Consider the following 24,107-nt stretch of genomic DNA (forward strand, 5'->3'; position numbering starts at 1 on the left):
CACTCCGCCCTCAGGGCGCGCCTTCCTAAAAAGAATCCGCCAAGGCGCGCTACGCGCACCGAGCGCTCCCTGAAACGACAGAGTACGGGTTGGTTTTTGAAAGGACTGCCTTGCAAAGGCAGGACTTTCTTCCGGGTATAGCTTCCCCAACCCAAACGAGCTGGGTTGGTGGGCGATACCCTGAAAAAACGCGTGCGCCAGCCTCGGCGCCGGTGTTTCGGGTCTCCTGCGTCGCGTCGCATCGCACAGGAGTTGGCTCGACTTTCCGGAGCATGCGCGCTCCGCCACCCCGCCCTCGTGCCGTTCGCATCAGGCTGCAGCCTGGGGTTCCCGCTTGCTGCGTGTACTGCCGGTCGCGGTGGTCTACCCCCCTCTTCGGCAGGGCACCCGTGGGTGCCAGTGTTCCCGTATAGAAACGGGTGCGCCAATCCGGTGCTGGCTTCCACCAGGCCGCCGGACGCGCTGCCGTCTTCTGACCGCGTTGCTGCCGGAGCGTTGCGCTCCGTTCGTCCAAAACCCGGCCAGCCCGCTTGGCCCCTCGTTTTCCAGCCGCCCCGTGTTGTTTGAGTTCCATCATTAAGTCAACGGGTTCGTAAAACAGGCCGGGCGGATAGCAAATGCCTCGGGCTCTCGATTGTCGAAATGCGCGATGGAAAACGAATTTCCTCGCCCACCCATGCCTGGCACGAAGCCGGCGGAACACGGCCCGCTGTGGCCGGAAGCAGCTAGCCTGTCGCTGGATGAAAAGCGCCAGGTGTTCGAGAACGTCCTCATGAAGGACCGCGGTGACTCCCCGTACAACAACGTGTGGAGCCTGCACAACCTCGCGAACCGCCACCGGCCGGAAATGGCGCGCCTGAACAGCATGCTGCAGCTCACCGCCAAGGCGGGAGAGGAGCTGGGGTACTTCGGCTGCCTCTACAAAATCACCAACGTCGAGACTGGCCAGTGCTACATCGGGCAGACCCGCCGGCCTTTTCACATGCGCATCAAGGACCACCTCGAGCAGGTGGAAGCCTACGACGAAGCCAACACGTTCAATCCGCTGTACGCCGCCATTCGGAAGCTGGGGCTTCCGAGCTTTGCCGTCCAGGTGATGCACGTCGTTTGGGACGGCCGCGAAGGTGGGCTGGAAGAGAAGTGCGAGCCGGCCCGCGAGGAGTTGAACGCCAAGGAGCGGGACTTCATCCGCGACTCGAACAGCTACTGGCTCAAAGGCTTCGGCTACAACCGCACGTCCGGTGGCGCCGGCACCAGCGACATCGACGAAGTTGCTCGCGTCGTGCGCGACCTGCGCATGGCGGTCAACAAATACGGCGTGTTCGCGCTGATGCGCCAGGTGTACGTCCTGAACATGGCCGATTCTGGCCTGTCCCCGGCGGAAATCGCCAAGCGCGCAGGCTACTCGTCTGCTTTCAAGGTGAAGCAGATTCTGGATGCCAACGTGCCCGGCGAGAAGCGCGGCGCGTCCGTGCGCGCGGCCCTGCCCTATCTGACCGAGGTGCTTCACAGCCACATGGGCAAGGCGCTGAAGCAGCGCTCGACGCTCGAATCGCTGATGGACACCTGGTCGCGCCAGGTGCTGAATACAAAAGCCATCTACGAGAAGCTTTCCAGGCCACGGCAGCACCGGGGTATCAAGCCCGAGGTGCTCGAATGCATCGAGGCGGAGCTGCGCTCCCCCATCAAGGCGTACTGCGAGATGGTGCCCATCGACGTGCTGTTCGTGCGCAAACAGCCGACATCCGCGTCGAAGAAGCCGAAACAGAAGGACCTGGGGCGCTGAACCCGCCGCACAAAGCAGAACCGGACCACATGGGCCCGGTTTCTGTTCGCAGGGAAGGCGCTCGCCGCCAGGCTATTCCACGCGGCTGAGGATTTCGCGCAGCACCCAAGGGAATCCGTCCTTGGAGCTCTTGGCGCGCATCACCTGCTCGAGGCTCATGTCCGCGTGCTCCGCCATCACGACCAGCTCCTTGGACTCGCTCCAGAAGGCGCTCATGCCGTTGCCGGCGAAGGCCAACTGAATCTTGGCCACCGCAGCGGGGGTCATCATTTCAGGGGGAAAGCCGGTGATTTTCATTGCGGGGTAGCGCGGTTGGTGGTCGGTGCCGGTTAGACACACGACCGGCGAAAACGTGCCGCCGCGCCGGGATGTATATCAAATCTGGGGCGGCCGCTGCGGTCTGAAAGGGGAAAACCTATTCCCTTCTGGAGCACCGTCCATGGATTTCACCACCTTCGAGACTTTCCTCGAAAAAGGCAAGCGCGACGAAAAGACGGCGACCTGCAAGGTCGTCTCCGCGCTCTTCGAAAACCAGCCGATGGTGCTGCTCCATGCCGACCTGAAGGACCCTGCCGACCCGAGCCGCGACAAGCCGACGCTCGTGATGGCCAGCTGCTACCAGGTGGTCGACAGCGGCTCCGGCGGCTCCGGCAAGGACCACCACGTCCTCGCCTGCTTCGACGGCAAGGAAATCCACTTCAAGTGCGGCGACAGCATCCTGGACGGCCGCGCGGAGAACGCGCAGGAACTCATCGACGAAGCCCTGCGCGATGCCTCGTTCGCCATGGGCGACGACAAGCGCGCAACGCTGCGCAAGTCCATCAATGACCAGGTGGGCGCCACCGCGGTGGACTCCGGTTGCTGGTTCTGGCAGGCGTACAAGCCGACGCGCGCCGGCGCGGAGCCGAAGCTTTGCAAGCACACGAACAAGGTGCTGAACGAGCATGGCCGCGACCTGTGGACCAACCTGGAAGCCGCCTGGGAGCGCATGTCGGCCCCCGAGCAGGGTCAGGAGCAGTCCGGTGAAATGTCGCTGGCCAAGCTGGCGTTCAACATCCCCGTGCTGTACGAGGGCGAGCGCGGCACAGGCAAGACCTACGAGGCGCGCGAGTTCGCCCGCCAGGGCGGCTACGCCCTGGTCGAAATGGCCGGCCATGAGTCCATCGAGGCGCAGGACCTTCTGGGCTACTACGCTCCCGCCGGTGACGGAAAGACCGTGTGGAAGGACGGCAAGCTGGCCCAGGCCTTCCGCAAGGCGGCCGCCGGCGAGAAGGTCGTTCTCCTGCTCGACGAGCTGCTGCGCATCCCGCAGCGTCAGCTCTCGGTGCTGCTGACCGCCCTCTCCCCGGACTCCGACGGCACCTACAAGCTGTCGACGAACCGCATCGTTGACATCAAGGATGGTGTGGGCCAGGACGAGACCATCGCCGCCCCGGTGAAGAACCTGTGCGTGGTGGCCACGACCAACTCCGGCCAAGGCTACGCGGTGGACGAAATCGACGCCGCGGTGGCGGAGCGCTTCATCCCGCTGCGCAAGGAATCCACCATCGACAGCATCCGTGCGGTGCTGACGAAGGAAGCGATGGCCAAGAACCTGCAGGGCGCCGTGGAACCGACCATCGAGTTCTTCCAGAAGGCCAAGGCCCTGTTCTCGCAAGGCCAGCTGGAGCGCGAGCCCTCGATGCGTACCCTGGTGCGTGCTTTCACCTACGCGTCGCCGGGCTGCCCGAACGACGTGAAGGCCGGCCTCAAGGGACAGGCACTTCTCTGGGTCGCCCGCGACACCAACGCGGTCCCGCTGCCGGAGCAAGTGGAGTCCATCAACCGGCTGGTGGAGAGCTGCTTCGCCGGCGGCCGTGCAAAAGCGGCAGCGAAGTCCCAAGGGGCCTCGCGATGAGTCGCGTCCACCACTTCGCCGACCCGCTCATCGCCAAAGCGGTGAACGAGGTCCTGGTGGAGCGCCTCATGGCGGACGTCTTCCTGGACAAGCCGCTGAGCCCTCGCATCCGCAAGAACTTCAACACGGCGTGCTGGACGTTCGCGAACAACGAGCACCTGATTTTCATCGGGGACCAGGTGCTGCCCTTCGACCGTGAGCGCCCTGACCTGACGGACAAGGACCACATCCGCTTCTACAAGGCGCTGATGCACCACGAGCTCGCGCACGCGGAGCACACGGTGCGCAACTTCCCGGCGATGAACAGCATGTGCGAAGCCGCAGGCGCGGACTTCTCTTTGCTGAATCTGATGGAAGACGCCCGCATCGAGCACGTCCATCGCCAGGTGATGGGCACAAAGTTCGACTGGAGTTCGTTCTACACGGAGCCGGTCGATGACGGCGGCCAGCCAGTCACGCTCCTGTACAAGATGGTCGAGGCCGAATCGCCTGACGTCGAGTGCGCCGACCCGAAGATGCTCGCTCGCGTGCAGGACTACTACGCCCGCATCGTTGCCTGCCCGAGCACGATGAACCTGCGGCCCATCCTGAAGGAGTGGGTCGAGGAGTTCAGCAAGGAGCAGACGCCGGACCGGCAGAAAGCCAACCGGGGTCAAGGTCAGGGCGAGCCTGGTGGCCAGGGTGGCAAAGGCAGCAAGCCGAAGAACGGAAAAGGGCAGGAGAAGGACGGCAACGTGCTCTCCGAGCGCGGGGAGCTGCAGACCGCAGCGCAACTCGCGCGGGATGAAAAGGCCCTGGAACAAGCCCTGGCCGACTCCAAGGACGTCAAGGACATCGCCATGCCCGGTGGGCGCGGCAAAGGCGCTCCCGACGAGACGAAGGGCAAGTTCCTCGACCGCCCGCAGGACATCAATCCGAAGGAAGTCGAGAAGATTGCCGCCCTGCTCGAAAAGATGATGGTGAGCAACGAGCGGCTGGTGTCGACCACCGACCCGACGACTCGCCTGAACCGGCGCGCCATCGTCGACCCGAACCAGCCGGCCTACCGCCGCAAGGAGCTGCCGAAGAAGAAAAAGCTCAAGCTCGTGATGGTGGTCGACTGCTCCGGGTCGATGGACGGGGAGCCTGCGAAGGCCGCCACCACGATGGCTGCGGCCCTGCACCTGCTCGCGCTCAAGGGCCATGTCGAGGGGCAACTCATCACGTCCACGACCGAGAAGTTCGAGGTCTACGACTTCAAGGACGAAAAGGGTGTCCTCAACTGCTTCGCCCGCCCGAGTGCCGAAGGCCTGGAGCGCACGTTCGAGGCCAACCAGAAGCTGCTGCGCGACGCCGATGCGACGCTGGTGTTCACCGACGCCGCGCTGGCCGACACCCCCATCAACAAGGCCCGCTGGCACGCGAAGGGCATCACGACCACCGGCCTGTATGTCGGTCCGGTGGACGCGCTGGCCAACCTGCAGAAGTACTTCGACCGGTCGCTCATTCGCTCCAACGTGACCGACCTGGCGTTCGCGCTGCAGAAGAACTTCGCGCGGCAGGTCCGGCCCGGCATGAGCCGCTGACCGTGTATAGCAAACCGGGGCGCCCTGCCCCGGTCTGACTTCAAAACAGACACGAAAGACCGCCGTGAGCATCACCCTACAAGACGAGCTCGAGTTCCTGCTGGACTCCTTCCGCGAGAACATCCAGCCGAAGCTGGAAGCGCAGGGCTTTGAGGTCAGCACGCACGTGGCGGGCCGTTACGGGCACCTGCACGTGAAGCGCACGTTCGACAAGGCGGTGAACGTCCCTGGCAACGACGGCAACCAGGTCACGGAGCCGGTCGCGGTCGCGAGCTCCTTCGGTCTGCACTTTGGCATCCAGCCGGATGGAACGCTGACGCTCTCGCCGTTCCTGCGGCTGCTTGACCAAAAGTTCCCAGAAGACCATCCCATCCACCGCAAGCTCGGTTCACTGTTCGAGACGACGCCCGGCGACCAGGCGCTGCGCTCGTTGCGCAATTTCGTGCCGACGAAGAACGACTTCGGCTACGGCCGCCGCGTCTACGAGGTGTATCAGAAGCGCGAAGGCATCAAGGAGCTGCAGCCCGAAATGCTGGACGAGTTCCTGGCCACAGACAGCCCGTACTTGGCTCCTCTACTCGATGCAGGTGCGCCGGCGACCCGCGTGAACCTGAATATGCTTGCCGCCGCCACAGAGCTCGAGGCCGGCGCCGAGAAGGAAGGCTTCAGCATGGCGGCCGACCTGTCCAACCTGCGCTACGGCGTGACTTTCACGCGCGCAGAGGCCGCAGGCTTTCGCAGCAGCCTCTACCTGCACCGAGACCAGGCCACCGGCGAGCTCAAGAATCCGAAGCTGTCGATTCAAGGTGGCGCCGGTCGAAACACCGACATCTACCTGCGGTGCGACGCGAAGGACGCGTTCGCGCAGGCAGCACGCTACTTGGACAGCGTGTCCAACGAGGTCGAAGTGCACTGGAACGCGGCCGCACTCGAAGCAGGCAAAGCCTCGCGCGAGGACACGACCATATCGGTGAAGCAGGTGGACACGAGCAGCGCCAATCGGGACGATGGGTACCGGGCGCTTGAGATTCGCAAGAGCTACGGTGACAAGGTGCTCGGTCTGCAGCTGCGCTTTTGCCTGGACCGGCATGGCTCGCTGACCTGGAACGGCCGCGTCCTTCCCTTCCTGGAGTACCCAAACGAGCCTGCGGACAGCGGGCGCAACACGTACGGTCGTCAGTGGGCTGCCATTTCCGAGGGCTTTTCGCCTGAGCGGAACGCCGCAGAGCACTTGGTAAAGGGCTTCGGGGACCTCACGAAGGAGCCACTGGTTGCCAACAACCACCTGTTCGACATCAGCAGCACGCCCAAGCTGTCGCCGCACGAAGCCGTGAAGGCCTTCGTTGCCGCCGTGCGATTCAACGATTCCCTGCCGCCATGGGCAAACACGCTCGAGGCCCTGCTCCCGGCGGTGGGCGCAGCGGCGAAGGAAGGCTTCCGCCCGAACCTCGTGGTCGCGGGGCACCCGAGCTATGCGCGCAAGGCGTACCAGTCGCACGTCCTGCATCTGGACCACCATGAGGAGCCCGCAAAGCGCATCGACCTGAACTTCCAGCTTCCGGGTGATGGCGTGCCGCTGGTCAGCTACAACGGCACGGTGACGTTCCAGTACGCTCTGAACGAGGGCAACGCCACGCTTTACCGGAAGTTCGATGCCCCTGAGACGCTGGAGAGTGCCGCCAAGGGCATGCTCGCTTTCACGGAGTCGAGCAAAGACGCAGCCCTGGCCGAAGCGCAGAAGTGGTTCTGGTCCCGCAAGCTCGGGACGGGCTGGCTCGAGGTCCTGGACACCGATGCGAAGGTGGCGCATTTCGCGTTCCGGCCAGGTGACAGCAAGACTGCCTCTCTGGTGGCGGTGAAGCTGGGTGACAACCTGGAGCCGTCGGCGCTCGTGGACGACCCTGCTGCGGTCATGAAGCACCTGGGCTTCGACCCGAACCCGGAAGCGTCCACCTACCGGGCCGCGGAGCGCGCCGCCTTCCGGGCGGGCGTGGCGCCGCTGCTGCAGGAGCACGTGCTGGACGCTTGCAAGTACGAGCTGAGGAAGGCCGTCGAACATTCGAAGGCGCTGAAGATTGCAGGCATGGACCTGTCGGCGGATGGCAAACAGGCAACCGTCACGTTCGTGGGGCAGCCCGCCAAGACCTACGACCTGAAGAAGCTGGATGGCCGGGTCGTCCTGGCTGACCCGTCCCTCAAGGGCAAGCAACGCTCGGTGCAGAGCCGCTCGATGCAGGGCCCGCGTGCACTGGAAGTGCTGCTGTCGCCGCTCGCGCAACTGAAGTTCGAAGAATGGCAGACGCAACTCGCGGCAGCGAAGGCCACCGAGAAGAAGACCAAGCGGGTAGCGCCGGAGCGCTAAGCGTAAGCCTCAAACACGAAAAAGCCGGTGGGCGCTCAGGCACTCACCGGCTCTTGCTTTTGGGCTGGTTTCAGGCCAGTTCCGGCGACGCCATGAGCGTGCGGAACTCCTTGTAGGCCTCGCCTAGGCGGAAGGTGATGGAGCCGTGGTTGCGCTTGCCCCACTCGGACATCATCTCCACGCGCGTGAACTCGGGCCCGTTGCCGATGCCGAACTTGCGGACAAGGGCGAGACGGTTCTGCGGCTTCATCATGCTCAGGACCTGGCGCACCCTCATCACGTCGCGGCGAGACTGCACGACATCTTCCACGCTGGGGCCTTCATCGGCGAATTCCACCGGGTCGCCGTGCTCGTCCACCGGCATGGGCACCTGCAGGTCGGGCCGGCCATAGCCGCAAGCGATGGCCATCTGGTTGCGCGCCGAGGTGCCAGCGTAGGACGTGAAGCGGTACCCGCGGGTCGGGTCGAACATTTCCAGCGCGTTCAGCACGCCCTCGAAACCGGCCTGCACCATGTCTTCGTAGGACACGACGCCTGGCTGCACGTACGTGCGAGCCAGCTTGTGCACCAAGCCACGCACGCTCTCGACCAGCTGGGCACGGGCGTCGTCCCACGCAGGAGTGCCGCGGGCGGCAAAGAGCTGCAGCTGCCGTTCGTATTCGGCAACAGGGGTGGCAAGCCCCTTCTCGCCCGAGGTGCGCTCGGCGAGGACTTCAAGGGGTTGGGCGGCGGCGTTCATGCTTGTCTCACTTCTTTGAGTTGGTGTTGTTGAGACCTATAGCGACCGCACCTGTTAGACGGTGCTGCTTGCGCCAGCGCAGGCAAAATGCGGGGATGGGAGAGCAGGACTGGGACCCGACACAGGTGCGAGATGCGTTCGCGCAGCAGCACCTCGAGCAGGAAGTGCCGCGCCAGCTCGCGCAGCTGCGGGACGTGCGTTCTGGGCGGGCAACGCCGCTCGTGCACCAGGTCAACTTCTACCGGCGCATGGAGCAGGCCCTGGTCGCGGCACCCCTAGATGAGGGACAGGCGCTCGCGTGCAGGGCGGGATGTGCCTATTGCTGCCACTACCACGTCTATGTGTACGCGCCCGAGGCCTTGGCCATCGCGGAGCACCTGCAGGCGCAGCCTGCGGCTGTCCGTGACCGCGCGCGACAGCGGTTGATGGCGAATGCACAGCGCATCGCGCAGCTCTCCGTCGAAGAGCACCTGGCCACGAACGTGGAGTGCGCCTTCCTGACGCCAGAAAACACGTGCGGCATCTATGCGGTGCGCCCTTCTGCCTGCCGCAAGCACCACTCCTACGACGTGCAGCCCTGCATCACGACGTTCAACGACCCGGCGGCGCCGGACATGCTCCCGCAAAGCGCTGCGGTCATCGGAACGGCAGAAGGCCTCATGGCAGCGAGCGCTGTGGCGCAGCGCCAAGCAGGCTTTGACCACCGCCGCTACGAGCTGGCGACGGCGGTTCTGGAAGCGCTGGACAACAAGGCCTCGGCGCGTCGTTGGAAGGACGGGAAGGTCACCTTCCCGGGAGTGCGGGACCGTGACGAGACAGGCGGCGTCGAGTTCTAGGCACCCGCCTGCCGCGGCGGTCAATGCAGCGTGCCGGTTCTGGCGATGTCCGGGAAGCGCAGGCCCTCGAAGGCAAGGCCCTGGAGTTCACAAGCGAGTCTCAGTGCCTGGTGCAGGTCCACGTCCGGCTCGATGTACCGCATGGGCGCGGCAATCGCAAGGTGCTGGCCGTCGGCCTGGCGTGCATGAAGTTCGAAGTAGCCGGGAGCTGGAACCGTGGCGGAAACGGCGAGCCCGCGGCCCAGCAGCTCTCGCGCAAGCCGCAGATGTTCTTTGAGTTCCTCGAGGGCCGGCCCGGCGCACGTGCTCAGGCACGCGCTCATGCGGGCGGGCGCCAGGACGCTGACGCGCTCCACGGGCAGCCCGGCGCGTTCCAGGGCCGCAGCCGCCAAGTCTTCGCACGCCCTTGCCTGCTCGAGTTCCGGCGTTATGCAGTCGAAGTCCGGCATGTCTTCCTGCGGCATCCGAGCCGCACACAGCGCATAAACGGTCACGGCCCGCCCTGCTGGGTAGGCCTCGTCCAGCACGAACGGCATGGCGATGGGCGAGCCGCTTGGACGGTTCGCCTCAGCGTCGGCAAACATGCGCGACAAGGTGAGCGGGCCGTACGTCTGAAGGTCTGAACGCCGCACCAGCCCGGTGAACCCGCTGAGCTTGTGCGCGGCCGCGCCGCGGTCGAATCGGAAGGGGTAGAACTGCTGGACGTGCTGCAGCAGCTCCTTGGTGTCAATCTGGGCGTCCGTCAGGAGCAGCCGGCGCCCCAGCGCGCTGCTTTCCAGGACGACCACGAAGGGCACGACGAAGAGCCACAGCATCTGGGCAGGCGTGTCTTCGCTGCTTTGAGGGAGCGCTGGCTTGTCCAGCAGCGGCCAGACGCTGGCTTCCAGCGCCATACGCCGGCGCGGGCTGCATGACGAGGCGGCCAGCATGCCTTCCAGCAGGTTGAACGCAGTAGTCTGGTCGGTCTCCAGGTGCTTGATGAAGTCGCAGCGCGCGGCCTTCAGCTCGGAGAGAAATTCGCGGGGGTCGTCCGTGGCAAGGGCGAGGTCCAGGTGGTGGTCAACCGCCAAGGTCAGTCCGTCTATCTGTTGGTGTTGTGCTTATTTTATAGCACATTACCCCGGCAGTCCAGTCGGCTACCCTGTGAACCTACCCCTTGCGCCGATACCGCATGAGGATTTCCGCTCGCACGGCCGGGTCCACAAGGAACCCGAGCGGACTGGCTTGCCGCAACTGCTGGCCACGGTCGTTCTCCGCCAGGGCTTCGTCCCAGTGCCTGCCTTCAATGATGCGGCGCCACTCGTCCCGCAGCGGCTTTGAATGCGAGTCGCCCAGTTGGTCCCAGTTGTCCAGCACCTGCAGGACGCGGGAGACCTTTTCCGGATGCTCGCGCAGCACCTTGACGGCTTCGACATGCAGCTCCAGGCTGCGCAGGTCCTGCGCGCGGTGCAGGTCGAGTGAATCGCTGGACATGGCCTGAATCCTAGACGCTGCTCTGCTTCGGATGCCGCGGTGCGCGCTTGCGTTTGGCGCGCTCGTTGTGCTCCATCTCCGCGATGGAGTGGGCCTTGAGGATGAACAGCTCCTGCAGCTGGTCTTCCAGGCCGAGGGCGTACACGATGCGTATGAACGAGGCGAGCGTGCTCTGGCCCTTGTTCTCCAGCGTGCTGACGGTGCCGCGCGAGACGCCAGCCTTGGCAGCCACGTCAGCTTGCTGCAGGTTTAGCGACAGTCGAACCGCCCTAAGGCGGCTTCCGAGTTCGCTGCAAATCTCGTCCGCAGTTGCGAGGCCAAAGTCCAACATTCTGTGCATTGGAGCCGATTTCGGTACTTTACGTCAAAAGATTGAGCATTCCTAGGGCCGCGGCAAATTGGCAAAACCTTGGTAATTCCTGGCAAAACAGGGCAGAAGAAGGCCCGCGCGAGGCGGGCCGTGTTGGTGCGAGAGGTCTTACCGGTCGAGGCCGCGGTCACGGTTGCGCTGCGGCGTCAGGTGCTTGAGCATGTCCGGCAGCTGGTCGAAGAACACGCCCTTGTGCTCCTTGGTGGTCACGTCGAACGTCTTCTTGTCGATGGTGTGCAGCTGCACGTCGTACAGGTCGCTGGCTTCGTCCAGCTTGATGTCCACGTTGCGATTGCCCTTGTTCACCCGAAGGGCGCCGTCGTTCATGAGCACGAACGTGCAGGCGCGCGGGTCTTGCCCCAGGGAAAGCAGGGACGCCTGTACTTGGCGAGCGATTTCCTGGCGCACCGGGTCGATTCCCTTGGCCGCCGTTTGTGCGGCGACCTGTGCGCCGGCTGCCTTCGCCGTCATGAGCTTGGGCTCGGCCACTTCCGGCGCGCGGTCCGGCACCAGGGTGTGCGCCACCAGACCGCCTTCCAGGTCCTTCAGCGAGGCGAGGGTTTCAGCCTTCAGGCCCTCGAAGTCGCGGCTCTGGTCGCGCGGGTCGCCGAAGCGCTCAGCGGGCACCTTGCGGAACGTGCGGCGCACGTAATCGAGCAGCTCACCCGGGGTGCAGGTGATGTCCTCGTTGGGGTTGTAGCGGTCGTGGATGAACACCACGGGTGCCGTGAGCTTGCCGTCGACGTCCGCGAGGTTCACCATGTACTCGAACTGGCGCTCGCTGCGCACGAACTCGCGGTCCGGCATGGACTTGAGTTCCGTCCAGTTGTGCGCGTTCTCGTCATCGCGCGTGATGAGGCGCTTGACGACTGCCTCGGGCGTGTCGCCGTGGGCCAGCGCGTCGAGGATGGCGGTAGACATGGCGAGGCGGTCGCCGTCGTGGTGGGTGTGCAGAAGGCCGACGGTGACGCCGTTGTGCATCACGGTGAGGATTGCTTTGGTCGACATGGCGCGTTTGTCCGTGTAGTTGCTGCTGGTGTTTGGACAGCGGGCGGCAGCACGTATCTGCTATATGTGCTCAATACAGCACGGTGCGTCGGATGACGGTGCCCTGCTCTTGCTCCACGCTCGTCGTGCCGGTGCCGGGGGACTGCCCGTCCGGTGTCGCGTCTTTCGGTACGGGAACGCGCTCGTCCACGATGACGGGCTTCGGCTTGCGCTTGACAACTGCGCCGATGGTGAGAGTGCCCGATGCAGTGGCAGCAAGGCCCTCGAGGGTGAGCGCCGCCGCCAGTCCGGCCAGGAGCGCGCGAATGAGCAGAGCACGAAGCATTTTGGGTTCCGCCTTCATGGCATGACCGCGCACCAGGGTGGGAGCAACGCGGCCGGGGTTTGTGCGTACGGTCGCCACGCCTTCTGCTGGTCGACCAGGTGGTTCAACTGGCCTGTTTCCGAGAGCACGCAGAACGCCACGAGCGCGTCATAGGCCGCGGTGCCGAGACGCATAGCGCCTGCTCGCGCGGCGTGCGTAGCCGCTTGAAGGTCAAGGTCCTGCTCGGTCCTGCCAAGGGGGAAGGCTGCTGCACGTTGTCCGTTGAACAGCATGCACAGCTCCAAGGCCTTCGCATTCCGCGCGCCTGAGGCCCCAGGAACACGCCAGCCGAATGCGATGTCACAGCCGCGGCTGAGAAGAATCTGCCGCAGCTGCTGCGGGGTCTTGTCGGAGTACTCGGTCATACAGCATCAAGGGGGGTCGCTGTTAGACCGCGAAAACGCGCAAACATCTGACGCGCGTCAACCCTCGGGACTATCGGTTCGTGGCGACGACCGCAGGCACCCCAAAGAGCTGTGCCCAGGACTGGATGGCGGAACGCTGCAGGCCAGGGATGCTGTTGCCTTCCGGTGCCCACCATCCGTTCACGCCGGCCACGAACACGTCCGCGCCTTCGAACGCGGTGGCCAGCACCGTCCAAGGCAGCAGCACTTCGTAGCAGATGAACACACCGACGCGCCCTGCTTTGGTCGCATAGACGCTCTGGCCGAAGACGTTGGAGCCGGAGTCTTGCAGGTCGTCCTGACGGCCGCGGTCGCGGAACGGCACCGGCACACGCACGCGGTACACCTGCGGCTGCTCGCCACCCAGGAGCACGAGGCTGTTATCCAGCAGCTTGCCGCGCAGGGTCGTCGCACCGGTGATGACGACTGCGTTGCGTTCCCGCGCGAGCGCGCTTACGTCGCCCCAGAGTTCCTCTCGCATCGGAGTCCATTCACCGGCGGCGGTCTCCGGGAAAACCACGACCTGCTTGCCTTTCTCGAGTAGCTCAGCGGCGCGCTCCGTGTTGGCTTGGTGAAGCGGCAGCTGCTCGAACGCGTTGCGGCCAAGGATGTTGCCGACGTGGGTGTCGACGCTCGACATGGTGCCCGGAGCCTGTGGCTGGAACGTCGGGCCGTAGGTGAGCAGGGCGAGCAGCATCCCGGCCATGACCGTGAGGCCGAAGCGGTGTGCCAATTTATGCGTGCCGCGTGCGCTGCCGTACTGCGCCAAAAGGACGCCAGCAGCCAACGCAGCGGCTACGCCGGCGAAGCCCCAGCCGGGAAAGAGCATCCCAGCCGCCGTGAGCGGATTGCCGACCGCCAGCATGCCGACGGGCGGCACGATGAGCACCACCTGGGCGAGCGGCAGGCGCCAGCAAAACTGCTTCCAGTTCTTCGTCCACGCCAAGGCCCAGACGGCGGCCAGCAGCGCGGACACGGCCAGCCAGATGAGCGTGGGCTTCGTCGCATCGGAGAAGAACAACGCGCCGCCCGCCGGGACGCCGCGCGCGGTGACCAGGTAATAGGTCATGACGGCTGCGAAAGCCTGCAGCCGGCAAGTGCTCAGGCCGAACGCCAGGAACACCAGCATGGCGCCGACAAGGTGTGCGGGCGAGTCGCCCCAGCTCAAACCCGCCGAAATGGCCAGGACAAAGGGAGCCAGGACGTGCGCGCCGGCGTACGTGCCGGTGCGCAGTGTTGCGTACGCGCCGCTGTGCGGCTTGGTGTGCGTGAAGGCGGGGGTCGTCATTACCTAAAGTTGTAGCGAAGTGCTATCATGTATTCGGTTTAGACAGGCGTCTCACGTTCTCGTTGCCGAGGGTCTAAATCAGGGGAGCCGGAAGCAGCACCGAATTTAAGAGCCGGTAGCTATACGAAGTGAAAGACGAACCACAGGCCGAGGAAACCGGCCCAACCCCTCAACAAACCACGAGACTGAGAGACGAATGAGCACCATCCTCGCCAATGGCCTGACGTACTGGGTACTGGTCTTGGCCACCCTGGCCGGCATCCACACGATGCGCAGCAAGGCCATCGCAACCGGTTCCTACCGGTGGGCGTACCTCACCTCTCTGGTCATGCTCCCCGGCACCTACCTGCACGAACTGGCTCACGCCACTGCCGGACTCTTCCTGAACGCGCAGCCGCTGAAACTGAGCGTGGTTCCGCGGATTGCCGACGAAGTTCCGACGTTTGGCACGACCGAGTTCGGGAACCTGACCTGGTACAACGCCGCCCCGGTGGGACTGGCCCCGCTCGCGCTGATTCCCCTGTCGCTGGTCCTGTGCGGCCTCACGACCTGGGACACCCCGGCGCTCAAGATGGCGGAAGCCTTCCTGGTCGGCAGCGTGCTCTACTCCAGCATCCCGTCGTACATCGACATGGCGTTCGCCAAGCGGTACTGGTGGGGCCCCTTCCTGGTGGCCGGCACGCTCGGTGGTCTGGGCTACTGGCTCTACACCCTGGCGGTGTCCATGTAACGCACACCGCCTTGCTCCTAAAAAGCCCGGTTGCTTGACGCAGCGGGGCTTTTTTCATGGGAGCTGAAAAACGCGTTCGCCTAAACTACTGGTGTGTTCATCGTCACTACCAGTATTTGTCATGTCCGCTGTTCCCTTCCCGGTTGAACCCCGGGGTGACTCTCGGCCACTGCATCCGACCGACAGAGCAGCAGCCGAGTCGCTGAACCTGCTGCTCCTGGCGCTCACCGACGCCTACACGGAGACCGGCATGATTGGTGTGCTCGACGTCCTCTACAAGACGGCCGACACAATGCGCACCATCGAAATCCGCATCGCGCGCCAGAAAGGCAACGAGGCGGAAGAGCACCTGTACAGCGAAGCGCTCGGCAAGCTCCTGGCACCCTAAAGTCCAGCAGCGCTCACGCATAAACTGTCACGCCGCGGCATCGGCGCGGCCGCTAGTGGTATAGCACTCCCACCCCAGCCGGGTCCCCACCCCCACAACCAGACCTCGGCCCCGCAGAGCACTCAGCCTGGAACTCCCCCTTGCCGTGGGCACTGCCAAAAAGGCAGTAGCCCGAAACCCGCGCCAGATAAGCTTCCCGCAGGGTTTGAGACTACAAAGTCAGTCTTTCTTTATGTTCCACTACGCCGTGTTTTTGCCCCCATTTAGCTCAATTCAAGAACGCCGAGGCAGTAGGCCCTGAACCCCGGGCAGTGGGTCCGCCGAGGCGCCTCTGAATTCAACATCGAGGGGTGCGCGCCCGTCCTGCCTAACAGGCCCCAGACCGGCCAGTCCGCCATTCGGATACCAGCTGTGGAAGCCAAAGACTGTTCGGCCAAGCCGCAACCCCCTCAACCGCCCCGAAAGCCTTTGAAATCAATGGCTTCTGCGAGCACCCCGTGTTCCTGGAACTCGTCCGCAGCGTGTTCGGTATAGCGGAACACCTCGGAGCGCCCTGCTTCGCCCCCGGAAGGGCTTGAAACCAAGAGATTGGCCCCCGGGAAACCCCGCCCCTTCCCCGCCTTGTCAGGCGGTCGGGGCGGAAGCTCAAGGCAAGGCTGAGCGCAGGCTCCAGGCAAGGGTTGAGCGGGTCCTCGGGAAGCCGAGCGCCCTGCCCTCAGGCGAGCTGGAAGCGCAGGCTCACTGGGAGCCGGAACCCTTCCCGGCGAGCTGCTACCCCTCGCCCAAGCTCCTGGGCCGGTAGGACCCGCCTTTGCTGCCAATCCCCTGGGACGGTACGACCCGGCCTGGCGGCCGACCCCGCGAGGAAGTCCTGGGCCGGAAGAACCCCGCCTTGTGAGCAAACACTCAGGGACGGTTCAACCCCTGCCGGATGTTGGCTGTCCTGGGCCGGCGAAAGCCGGCTGCCCGGGCGCCGGTTGACGCCTCGCCGAGGCCTCGCCGAGGGCTTTCTATTGCCGACTGCTGAGTCTCTACAATCGTCTACAAAACGCTAGAAAGTCGTCCGGACGCGGCTGGGATGATGCTCACAACGGGGCTCACCTGACGCCGATGACGCCCGTGCTTCGCGGCCCGGAAGCACCCCGCCTCGCAGGTTGCGACTGCCCTGCCGGGAAGGCTTTGATGACATGTCTCAGGCGCTTTCGGCCAGGCCGAGCCGCCCGTCCTGATGGCAAGGAACTGGGGTGTCCTGGTGCTCGCCCGGCGCTTGTTTTCCTGCTCGCCGAGCGCTTCCCGAGGCGCCAGCCGAGGGGCTTTCCCCGGGGCAAGAACGCGCACGGGATGGGGCGCCTGGCGGCGCCCGAACAGCCATTGTTTGCAGCTCTTAGAGCTGCGTGGGAACGGTTGGAGTGCGCCCCCGGAATGTCCGGAGATGGCCCGGAAATCCATCCCTGGCTCCGTGTCACGCCGGCCATCAGCCTTGCGCCGTTCTGCCCTCGCCCTGGGCTCAGGCAGTGCGCGATGCGGGGGCCCAAGCTGTGCGTGTCCGGGGGCTTGGAGCTGTGCGTCTCCGAGGACCTGAGCGAGCCGAAGGCGAGCGATATTCTGGGCGGGAGAACATCTTCTTCAGGGTTTTTTCGGCCGGTGGCGGGCTCCTCGCGGGGCGGCTGAAGTCCTGCCCGGCGGGGACTGACTGGCGCTAGGCCGACCCTGGCGGGGCGCTCGAAAGCTGGCGCGCGGACCGCTTTGAGCCCAAGCCAGCGTGCCTTGCTCGGATACCGTTTTTTAAGCCGTTGATTCACAAGGGGTCCAACAGTTGTACCGCTGAAAGGCCTCGCCTCGCGGCTCGGCCAAGCCCATGACGTCGCCCGGCTAAGGTAGGAGCCCGGCCCACCGGCGAAGCCCGAAATGACCCGGAAATCCATCCCTGGCGCCGTGTCACGCCGGCCATCAGCCTTGCGCCTGGCAGGCGCTCGAGCTCTGCTTTCAAGGGACTGGGAGCCTCGCCGCGGGCTTCAGCTGTCCCCGGGCGCGAGCCGTCAGGCGAGCGGTTTTGCCGCCGCCGAAAGACGCGTACTTCAGGGCTTTTTCTGCCAGAGGGCGGTATCCGGGAGCTGGAACTTCAAGCCAGCCGGAAGCGCTTGAGCCCCCTCATCCGGGGGCGCTGGTTCTCCATCGCCGAACAGGCTCACCGGGGCTTCGCGCCCCGAGCGCTCCCCGAGCGAAGCGAGGGTGTTTGCGCTGGCCAGAGGATGCGTTTTTCAGGGTTTTTCGCGCGGAGCGGAAGCCGGACCGGGGCGCTTAGATGCTTCCGGTCGACCCGGTGCGCTGTGTCGGGCGAGACGGACTTCGGCAACGGCTGGTCCGCCCAGGCCGCTCCTCGGTGGGGTCGACGCAGGCCTGGTGGGCGGCTGGTTTCCGTGTCCGCGATTGCCTCGCGGACAGCTCTCGGCCTAAGGTGACAGCCCGGTCCAGGACGGACTTCTGAGAGCAATGGGCAGGGGCTGAACCCCTCGGCGAGGGCTTCGTTCTTGGCGATGCCGGGAGCTCTCTTCTACCGTTCCCGGGGGCTGAAGGTGAACCGCCTCGAGCACCTGCGGTGCCGCGAAAGGTGAGCTCCCCGGGAGTTGCCGAAAACCGCCCGGTTGGGCGCGGCCTTGCCCTCTGAGCGGTTGACCGCCCCGGGCACATTTCAGGCCCTAAAGGTGAGCTCCCCGGGAGAAATCGGGCTGTCGAGGCACCGACAGGTGAGAGGAAATGTGCAGCCGCGGCGCTTCAGGTGAGAACTTATGGGAGTTCGCGAAAAGAGGCGTCGCGGTCGTCCCCATCCCCTCTGAGAGGGGGCTCGCCGCAGGCCCGTGTGGCGGTCTTCAGGTGAGAGGTTATGGGAGAAATCGTGGCCCTTGCCCGAGGCTGCTGAGCGCGCGCTCCTGCTCAGCCGTTGACTCCGAAAGTCCTTGTGCGAGAGGCACTTACGCGGCCTTCTGGACCCCGGTTCGACTTATGTTGGCCAGCATAATTTTTGGTAACGCCGCCGCCCGCCGGTGCGCTGCCGTCCGAGGTGCGCGTCGAAGGGTGAGAACAATTGTGCGGGGCCCCACTGACCGTATTGGCCAGGCCGCCTTCCCTCGTGAGCCGTGGCCGGCCGCGAGGACTTCAGGGCTCGAACGGTGAGCTCTTTTGTGCGGCACTGGGCCCCGCGGGCGCGCCCTACTCGTCCTGCTGGCGCTGCTGGTCCTGCTGCTGTTGCTGCCCCGAATCGCGCGAGTGCTGGTACTCCTGGTGGTCCGGGTTCATCTGGTTGCCGTGGTTGGTCTGGTTCTGCTGGTGCTCACGGCTGCCGGGGTTGTGGGCGTCGCTCTTCTGGTCGTTCGAGGTCCTGGTCATAGCTTGCTCCTGGTGAGTTCTGGCTGGAAAAGAACCGCGCGGGAAGCGTCGGGAGTTCCAGTTTCCGGCAAGGCCGCAGGCTCCGGGCGTGGCTGCAACGAGCCGTACAAGGACGAGACTCCCGCAGGTCCGGTACTGCCGGCGAGCCCGCACAAAAGCTCTCACCCAAGCCCGCCAGTTCGCAAGCTCACCCGGCCGAAGGGCGTGCGACGAGCAGCTCCTGGCGGATGCGCGCGGTGCGTTCACCGTCCGGCAAGGACGTGCCGTGCCGGCGCATGCCTGGCGGGCTTCCTGCAAGAGGCACTCCCCTGCCCCGGCGAGGCTCACGTCCCAGGCGCCCTCTGGTTGATTGCAAAGCTGCTGACCCTGCCGCGCGGGTAGACCGTCTGCTGCCCGGGCGCCTTGGAAGGGCTTGGTTGCCGATAGCTTTTCGTAAGCGCTTGATTCATTGGACGTCCCATGTTGGAACGCCTCGAGGAGCTGGCCTACGCCACCCGAGGGGCTGGCGGGAGAACATCTTCTTCAGGGTTTTTTCGGCCGGTGGCAAACAGCTGGCGGTGCTGCGCCGAGTAGGTTTTCGCATGTCGTTGATTCAAAACGGTTCCAGAGTCTGAATACGAATTTCGGGCGCGTCGCGGCGCTCCTGTGGTCCGGAATCCGTGTCATTACCGTCCTTAGGACGGGCATTGCGGACGTGGACAGGCGGGTCGCATTCGGTGCCTCAGTACACTTCCCGGCCATGAAGAAAGCAGTACTCGCCGTGGTCGTCGCGGCCTCGGCTTCCGGCACATGGGCATGGTTCCCGAGCGACAAGCTCCTTGAAATCCAGACGGACTACTACCGCTGCGGCCTGGCCGAACTGAAGCGGATGGGCCCGGTGACCGGCAACCCGATGCAGCACGCCGGGATGGCCATTGACAACAAGTGCGAGGTGTACCGCAAGGCCCTGTACGGCCAGTACGTGAGCGAAGGCGGCACGCCGGCGGCCGCGGACGTCTACGCGGTTTCCGCCCGCATTTCCTTCCTCACGCAGTTCCTGGCGAGCCAGCCAAAGTAGTCGTCGAGCGCCGTGCGGCCTGCCGGAAGACGCCCGAGCCGCCTCAGGCCTCGTATTCCGTACGGTCGGTGACGCCTGCCAATTTGAAAGCCTGCCGCCGCTCAGTACAGGCGGGGCAGGTGCCGCAGTGCCGCCACGTCGGACGGGTGCACGAGCGGGTTAGGTGCAGCGGCACGCCAGACTCCTCACCGAGCTTCAGAACGTCCGCCTTGCCCATGTCCAACAGCGGAAAACTGAAGTCGAACTGCGTCGGCTGCAGCTTGCGGATGGCCGCTCCCCAGGTCTGCAGGTACTCCTTCATCGCCGCGGCGCCGGGCTTGTCTTCTGCGTGCATGCCCGTGACCAGCACGTCGATGCCGGCGCTCACGCAGTAGGTCGAAGCGACGCCGAACAGCCCATGCGGGCAGTTGGGGCCTGCACTCTCCGCGACGATGCCGCCGTAGAAGCCGATGGCCAACTCCGGCCTGTTCACCAGGCCAAGGAAGAAGTGCTTCATCCCGGAAAGGTCCACCACTTCCAGGGGCACGTCGGCGGCCCGGCAAACCTGGCGCGCCGCGGTCAGCTCGAAGTCCGCGGACATCTGGCCGATGTCGAAGAACACTGCCCGCGGCTTGAACGACTTGGCTGTCACGAAGAGCGCGGTGGCCGAATCACAGCCCCCGGAAACCATGACCAGTGCTGACTTCATCGCAGTTCCCTTCCCTGTTGAAATCAGCGCAGGCTAAGAGTGCCAGTGGGGTCAGGTCAATCGCTGAAATGGTGAGCTGAGCGCCTCGCAGAACACGTTTTCCGGTCACTTTGTCACCCGCGGCCGCGCACACATTTCCTTGTGCCGGCCACAGCTTCCGGCGACCCTCGCTCTCCAGGAATTGGAGCCAGACATGAAGCTGTTTCGGCGGTTGGTGCAACCCCTTGAGGGCGGGGAAGCTCGTGGCTGGCAGGCCGGCTACCTGGTGGTGCGCGAGGAGCCCGACCTTCCACCGGTGCAGTCCGCCAAGGAGCTGCGCTCGCTGGCCAGGCTGCTTCTGTGGCGTGGCATCCGCGGCGACGACATTCAGGGCCTGGAGCTCCTGAACGAGGTTCCGCTGGCGCCGGGTCTGCTGCTTCGCCAGCGCGTGTTCACCCAAGCGCAGGGCCTTCTCGGGCTAGAAATCTCAAACTGCGAGAAAGGCGCCGATGGCGCGGAATGCTTGGTGGGGCGGCACTCGCTGGATGTGTCCTTGCTGCAGGCGCAGTGCATCCTGGAGCAGTGGGTGAAGCAGCGCCAGGCTGCCCTGCTGCACCAGGTCGCGCTTGACGAAAGCGCGCGCCCTGCCGGCTACACGGACCGCCAGCTTGCCGAGCGCCTGCCTGGTGCCGACCGCCTGCCGTCGTCGCCAGCTGCCTGAAAACCAGCCCCCGCGCGCCACCCGCGGCGTGTTCTTTGAGCACCTGGGGCGCGGCCGCGGCTTCGCCGCAAAGGGCCGGCCCGAAGAACACGTTCTGCGCCGAGAGCTCCTCGCGAGGAACCGGCAGCGCGCCGAAAGGCGCTGCCTCAGGGACCTGGGCAACGCGCACATACTAATTAGATAGGTGTTCCGCGCACCAAGGGCGCGGTCGGCGCCAGCCGGCCTGTGCCGGTCTGCTGGCTAACGGAAGCCGGGCAAGTTTGTCTGACAGGGAACGCACTCCCGAACCCTGAAAGACACCGATGCCCGCTCACTTCGAGGCTGCCCATCGCAGCGACATTTCCTTCACCAAGAAAGCCAGTGTCGCCGCCGTCATCGTGGCCATGGGCGCTTCCAGCGCGGCCGCGGTCGCTCAGCCAGCGCCCCTGTCTACCGTGCCGAAGGCGGCTCCCGCCAAGCGCTTCTCGCTGCCCGGTACCACCCCGAAAGCAGTCGAGCCGGCGGCCCCTGAAAAGGCCGCCGCACCTGCGCTTCCGGAGTCTGCCGCCGAAGAAAAGGCGGCAGTCGCGCCCGCCGTGGCAACCCCGGCACCTGCCGCTGCGCAAGCACCGGTTGCAGCCACTGCGCCGGCGCAGGACACGTCCAAATGCGCCAAGGAAGGCGAAGCCCGCAAGGAATCTGAGAAGGACTGCGGTGCGGTCGCGAAGCTCAGTGACGAAGTTCGCGCCAACCGCATGGTCCTGGCTGCCGGCGCGGTCATCGCCCTCATGGCGGCCGCTGGTGGCGGCGGTGGCGGTGGCTCCAACGACCCGGCGCCCGCGCCGAACCCGGGCAACCCCAACCCGCCTGCTCCCCCGATTTCCGAGCCGCAGCCCCCGGCCCCGCCGCCGGTGCCGCTCACGCCGGAGCAAGCCGCGCGCGTGTGGCAGCCGTGGCTGAATCAAATCAACGTGCCCTCGCCCGAAGCGCTGCGTGCCCTGGGCGCCAAGGACGGCACCGGCGTGACCATCGGCATGGTCGACTCGGGCGTCGACGAGACCAACGCGTCCCTTTCCAACGGCAAAGTGACCGGACGGTTCAACACCTTCGACAAGACGGCGACGGCGCCGGATACGGAAGGACACGGCACCTGGACATCCGGCATCGCGGCGGGCACCACCGCCAATGGCTCGCAGGTGCGCGGCGTCGCCGAAGGCGCGAACATCATCATGGGCAAGGTGTTCATCGACACCGAGGAACAGCAGCCCCGCATCAACGCCGGCGTCGATTTTGTGGTCGACCAGGGCGCGAAAATCATCAACATGTCCCTGGGCACGGTGAACCCGGACGCGACCTGGTGGGACTACTCGCGCGTAAAGCGCGGCGTCGACAGTGGTGCGCTCTTCGTGTTTTCCGCGGGCAACCACTCCCGCGCGAACCCCAACATCGCCGCACTGGCGGCCATCCAGCCTTGGGCGAATCACCAGGTCATCGTGGTCGCCGCGGTGGATTCCAACAACCAGCGGGCCGAGTTCAGCAACGCCTGCGGCAGCGCCAAATACGACTGCGTGGTGGCGCCCGGCGTGGGCGTCACGGCCGCCGGCGGCATCAACGTCCCCAACTCGTACCGCGTGGCCGAGAACACCGATGTTCTCACCGCGAGTGGCACTTCGGCTGGCGCCCCGATGGTGTCCGGGCAGGCCGCCCTGCTGAAAAGCACCTGGCCGCAGCTGAAGGCGCAGGACATCTCCAGCATCATCTACAAGACGGCCACGCGCCTGGGCACCGCCACCGACACGACCCCGGATGACGTCTACGGCTGGGGGCTCATCAACGTGGAGAAGTCGCTGCAGCCAGTGGGCAACCTGCAGTACAAGGCGGCCAGCGGTGCGTCCTACGACCCGAAGGCCGTGAGCCTGGGCACCGGCACCGGTGCGCTGTCGCCTGCGGTGCGCGTGGCGGCTGCGGACGGCACCTTCAAGCTCGCTGGCGTGGACAGTTACAACCGCGACTACGGGATGGACCTGGCCGCTTCCCTGCCCGCCGTGCAGCGCATCTCGCTGGCCAAGGCCTTCGGTGCGATGGACCAGATGATGACGCTCACCGAGCGCGCGCTCGATGCGGATGGCTCCAAGATGGGGTTCACCCCGAGCACGGGGCTGACCTTCGGTGAAAAGGCCAGCCGCGGTGGCGCTCTGGTCAAGAAGTTCGCCAACGGCAGCGAGATTGCCGCCGGCGTCGAGGGCGGGAACATGTTCTTCGGCTTGGCGGGCCTGGACATCGCCGGCGTTCCGGCCTTCCGCTCCGCGTCCACTTCCGACGCCTACTTCGGCCTGGTGCGCGATGCGAACAGCTTCGGCTTCGGCAAGAGCTTCGCCGGCGGCGCGCGCGTGAAGGTCGGCATGGCCAGCTCGGTGACGGACTCGGCGCTGAAAAACGCGTTCGGCGAGAGCGCCAAGCTGCGTGCGACCTTCTCGAACGTGGAACTGTCGCAGGCCTTCGGCGACACCGTGCTCGGCGTCGGCTTCGGTCGTGTGAGCGAGTCCGGCACGATGCTGGGCACCGAAATGGGCCAGGCCTTCTCGCTCGGCCAAGCCGCCCGCACGCAGGTGACCACCGTGCACGCCGCTCACAAGCTCGCCGGGCGCGCTGCCCTCGCCGGCTACTTCTCGCAAGGCCGCACTGCCGGTGTTTCCACTGGCGGCAACAGCCTGGTCGAGAGCGTGAGCGACACCCGCAGCAGCGCCTTCGGCCTGGGCCTGGTGGCTGCCGACGTGCTGCGTTCGAACGACCGCGTGGGCTTCGGCATCTCCAGCCCGCTGAAGACGACCTCGGGCGTCATGAAGCTGAACGTGCCGGTGGGCGTGGCGGCAGACGGCAGCGAAATCCGCGAAGCCCGCTCGGTAAACCTCGCCGCGGGCGCGCGCGAGCTGTCCTTCGAGGCCAGCTACGTGATGCCGCTGCAGGTGGGCGGCAAGCTCTCGTATTCGCTCGGCCTGCGCCACAACGCCGGCGGTGTGGCCGGCGAGAAGGACGGCATGTTCGCCATCCGCTACTCGCTGCAGTTCTGAACTGCGCCCTGCGAC

At 65.4% G+C, this 24,107-nt stretch carries 21 protein-coding genes; 10 read left to right on the top strand and 11 right to left on the bottom strand.

Annotated features, from left to right (window positions below):
• Nucleotides 1-649: 649 nt before the first annotated feature.
• Nucleotides 650-1,786 (top strand): GIY-YIG nuclease family protein, encoded by a 1,137-nt coding sequence (locus JI746_RS22120; RefSeq protein ID WP_201692452.1) that lies wholly within the window; start codon nucleotides 650-652, stop codon nucleotides 1,784-1,786.
• Between the two features lie 72 nt (nucleotides 1,787-1,858).
• Here JI746_RS22120 and JI746_RS22125 read toward each other — a convergent pair whose 3' ends face one another.
• Nucleotides 1,859-2,083, bottom strand: coding sequence for a hypothetical protein (locus JI746_RS22125; RefSeq protein WP_236600039.1), 225 nt, complete (start codon nucleotides 2,081-2,083; stop codon nucleotides 1,859-1,861).
• Between the two features lie 142 nt (nucleotides 2,084-2,225).
• Between JI746_RS22125 and JI746_RS22130 the strand changes: the two genes are divergently transcribed.
• The 3 genes from JI746_RS22130 to JI746_RS22140 all read left to right on the top strand — a co-directional run bounded on the left by JI746_RS22130 (nucleotide 2,226) and on the right by JI746_RS22140 (nucleotide 7,610).
• Entirely contained in the window at nucleotides 2,226-3,683 is a 1,458-nt protein-coding gene (locus JI746_RS22130) for an AAA family ATPase (protein WP_201692454.1), read from the top strand.
• On the top strand, nucleotides 3,680-5,248 hold the full coding sequence (locus tag JI746_RS22135) for a hypothetical protein (RefSeq protein ID WP_201692455.1): 1,569 nt from the start codon (nucleotides 3,680-3,682) through the stop codon (nucleotides 5,246-5,248). Before JI746_RS22130 ends, JI746_RS22135 begins: the two co-directional genes overlap by 4 nt.
• 64 nt (nucleotides 5,249-5,312) lie before the next feature.
• The gene (locus tag JI746_RS22140; protein WP_201692456.1) at nucleotides 5,313-7,610 is read left to right on the top strand and encodes a hypothetical protein; all 2,298 of its coding nucleotides are present in this window, start codon (nucleotides 5,313-5,315) and stop codon (nucleotides 7,608-7,610) included.
• A gap of 70 nt (nucleotides 7,611-7,680) precedes the next feature.
• Here JI746_RS22140 and JI746_RS22145 read toward each other — a convergent pair whose 3' ends face one another.
• Nucleotides 7,681-8,349 carry a sigma-70 family RNA polymerase sigma factor gene (locus JI746_RS22145; protein ID WP_201692457.1) on the bottom strand — a complete coding sequence of 223 codons (669 nt, stop codon included), beginning with the start codon at nucleotides 8,347-8,349 and terminating at the stop codon, nucleotides 7,681-7,683.
• Between the two features lie 95 nt (nucleotides 8,350-8,444).
• Here JI746_RS22145 and JI746_RS22150 point away from each other — a divergent pair, with 95 nt between their 5' ends.
• Complete coding sequence (locus JI746_RS22150) at nucleotides 8,445-9,185, top strand: YkgJ family cysteine cluster protein (RefSeq protein ID WP_201692458.1); 741 nt, start codon at nucleotides 8,445-8,447, stop codon at nucleotides 9,183-9,185.
• 20 nt (nucleotides 9,186-9,205) lie between these two features.
• Here the strand turns inward: JI746_RS22150 and JI746_RS22155 are convergent, their stop codons facing one another.
• From JI746_RS22155 to JI746_RS22185, 7 genes are all read right to left on the bottom strand, one after another.
• Nucleotides 9,206-10,255: a hypothetical protein gene (locus tag JI746_RS22155; RefSeq protein ID WP_201692459.1), complete on the bottom strand. Its 1,050-nt coding sequence runs from the start codon at nucleotides 10,253-10,255 to the stop codon at nucleotides 9,206-9,208.
• A 79-nt stretch (nucleotides 10,256-10,334) separates the two neighbouring features.
• Nucleotides 10,335-10,658, bottom strand: coding sequence for a hypothetical protein (locus JI746_RS22160; RefSeq protein WP_201692460.1), 324 nt, complete (start codon nucleotides 10,656-10,658; stop codon nucleotides 10,335-10,337).
• A gap of 10 nt (nucleotides 10,659-10,668) precedes the next feature.
• A complete protein-coding gene (locus tag JI746_RS22165; RefSeq protein WP_330893055.1) occupies nucleotides 10,669-10,998 on the bottom strand; it encodes a helix-turn-helix transcriptional regulator in 330 nt (109 codons plus the stop codon).
• Between the two features lie 138 nt (nucleotides 10,999-11,136).
• Nucleotides 11,137-12,036 (bottom strand): ferredoxin reductase domain-containing protein, encoded by a 900-nt coding sequence (locus JI746_RS22170; RefSeq protein ID WP_201692462.1) that lies wholly within the window; start codon nucleotides 12,034-12,036, stop codon nucleotides 11,137-11,139.
• 70 nt (nucleotides 12,037-12,106) lie between these two features.
• Nucleotides 12,107-12,379 carry a hypothetical protein gene (locus JI746_RS22175; protein WP_201692463.1) on the bottom strand — a complete coding sequence of 91 codons (273 nt, stop codon included), beginning with the start codon at nucleotides 12,377-12,379 and terminating at the stop codon, nucleotides 12,107-12,109.
• A complete protein-coding gene (locus tag JI746_RS22180; protein WP_201692464.1) occupies nucleotides 12,376-12,765 on the bottom strand; it encodes a hypothetical protein in 390 nt (129 codons plus the stop codon). The genes JI746_RS22175 and JI746_RS22180 overlap by 4 nt, the downstream gene beginning before the upstream one ends.
• Nucleotides 12,766-12,835: 70 nt before the next feature.
• Complete coding sequence (locus JI746_RS22185; RefSeq protein WP_201692465.1) at nucleotides 12,836-14,092, bottom strand: nitrilase-related carbon-nitrogen hydrolase; 1,257 nt, start codon at nucleotides 14,090-14,092, stop codon at nucleotides 12,836-12,838.
• Between the two features lie 196 nt (nucleotides 14,093-14,288).
• Here JI746_RS22185 and JI746_RS22190 point away from each other — a divergent pair, with 196 nt between their 5' ends.
• Nucleotides 14,289-14,822 (top strand): hypothetical protein, encoded by a 534-nt coding sequence (locus tag JI746_RS22190; protein WP_201692466.1) that lies wholly within the window; start codon nucleotides 14,289-14,291, stop codon nucleotides 14,820-14,822.
• 121 nt (nucleotides 14,823-14,943) lie between these two features.
• Nucleotides 14,944-15,210 carry a hypothetical protein gene (locus tag JI746_RS22195; RefSeq protein ID WP_201692467.1) on the top strand — a complete coding sequence of 89 codons (267 nt, stop codon included), beginning with the start codon at nucleotides 14,944-14,946 and terminating at the stop codon, nucleotides 15,208-15,210.
• Nucleotides 15,211-18,420: 3,210 nt separating this feature from the next.
• Here JI746_RS22195 and JI746_RS22200 read toward each other — a convergent pair.
• Nucleotides 18,421-18,597, bottom strand: coding sequence for a hypothetical protein (locus JI746_RS22200; protein ID WP_201692468.1), 177 nt, complete (start codon nucleotides 18,595-18,597; stop codon nucleotides 18,421-18,423).
• A 739-nt stretch (nucleotides 18,598-19,336) separates the two neighbouring features.
• Here JI746_RS22200 and JI746_RS22205 point away from each other — a divergent pair.
• Nucleotides 19,337-19,654 carry a hypothetical protein gene (locus JI746_RS22205; RefSeq protein ID WP_201692469.1) on the top strand — a complete coding sequence of 106 codons (318 nt, stop codon included), beginning with the start codon at nucleotides 19,337-19,339 and terminating at the stop codon, nucleotides 19,652-19,654.
• 43 nt (nucleotides 19,655-19,697) lie between these two features.
• Here the strand turns inward: JI746_RS22205 and JI746_RS22210 are convergent, their stop codons facing one another.
• The gene (locus JI746_RS22210) at nucleotides 19,698-20,342 is read right to left on the bottom strand and encodes a 7-cyano-7-deazaguanine synthase (RefSeq protein WP_201692470.1); all 645 of its coding nucleotides are present in this window, start codon (nucleotides 20,340-20,342) and stop codon (nucleotides 19,698-19,700) included.
• 193 nt (nucleotides 20,343-20,535) lie between these two features.
• On the opposite strand from JI746_RS22210, the gene JI746_RS22215 reads away from it, so the two are divergent.
• Both JI746_RS22215 and JI746_RS22220 read left to right on the top strand, forming a co-directional pair.
• The gene (locus JI746_RS22215) at nucleotides 20,536-21,042 is read left to right on the top strand and encodes a hypothetical protein (protein WP_201692471.1); all 507 of its coding nucleotides are present in this window, start codon (nucleotides 20,536-20,538) and stop codon (nucleotides 21,040-21,042) included.
• Between the two features lie 734 nt (nucleotides 21,043-21,776).
• On the top strand, nucleotides 21,777-24,092 hold the full coding sequence (locus tag JI746_RS22220) for a S8 family peptidase (protein WP_201692472.1): 2,316 nt from the start codon (nucleotides 21,777-21,779) through the stop codon (nucleotides 24,090-24,092).
• Nucleotides 24,093-24,107: the final 15 nt, after the last annotated feature.

Source organism: Ramlibacter alkalitolerans, assembly GCF_016722765.1.
Lineage (GTDB): Bacteria > Pseudomonadota > Gammaproteobacteria > Burkholderiales > Burkholderiaceae_C > Ramlibacter > Ramlibacter alkalitolerans.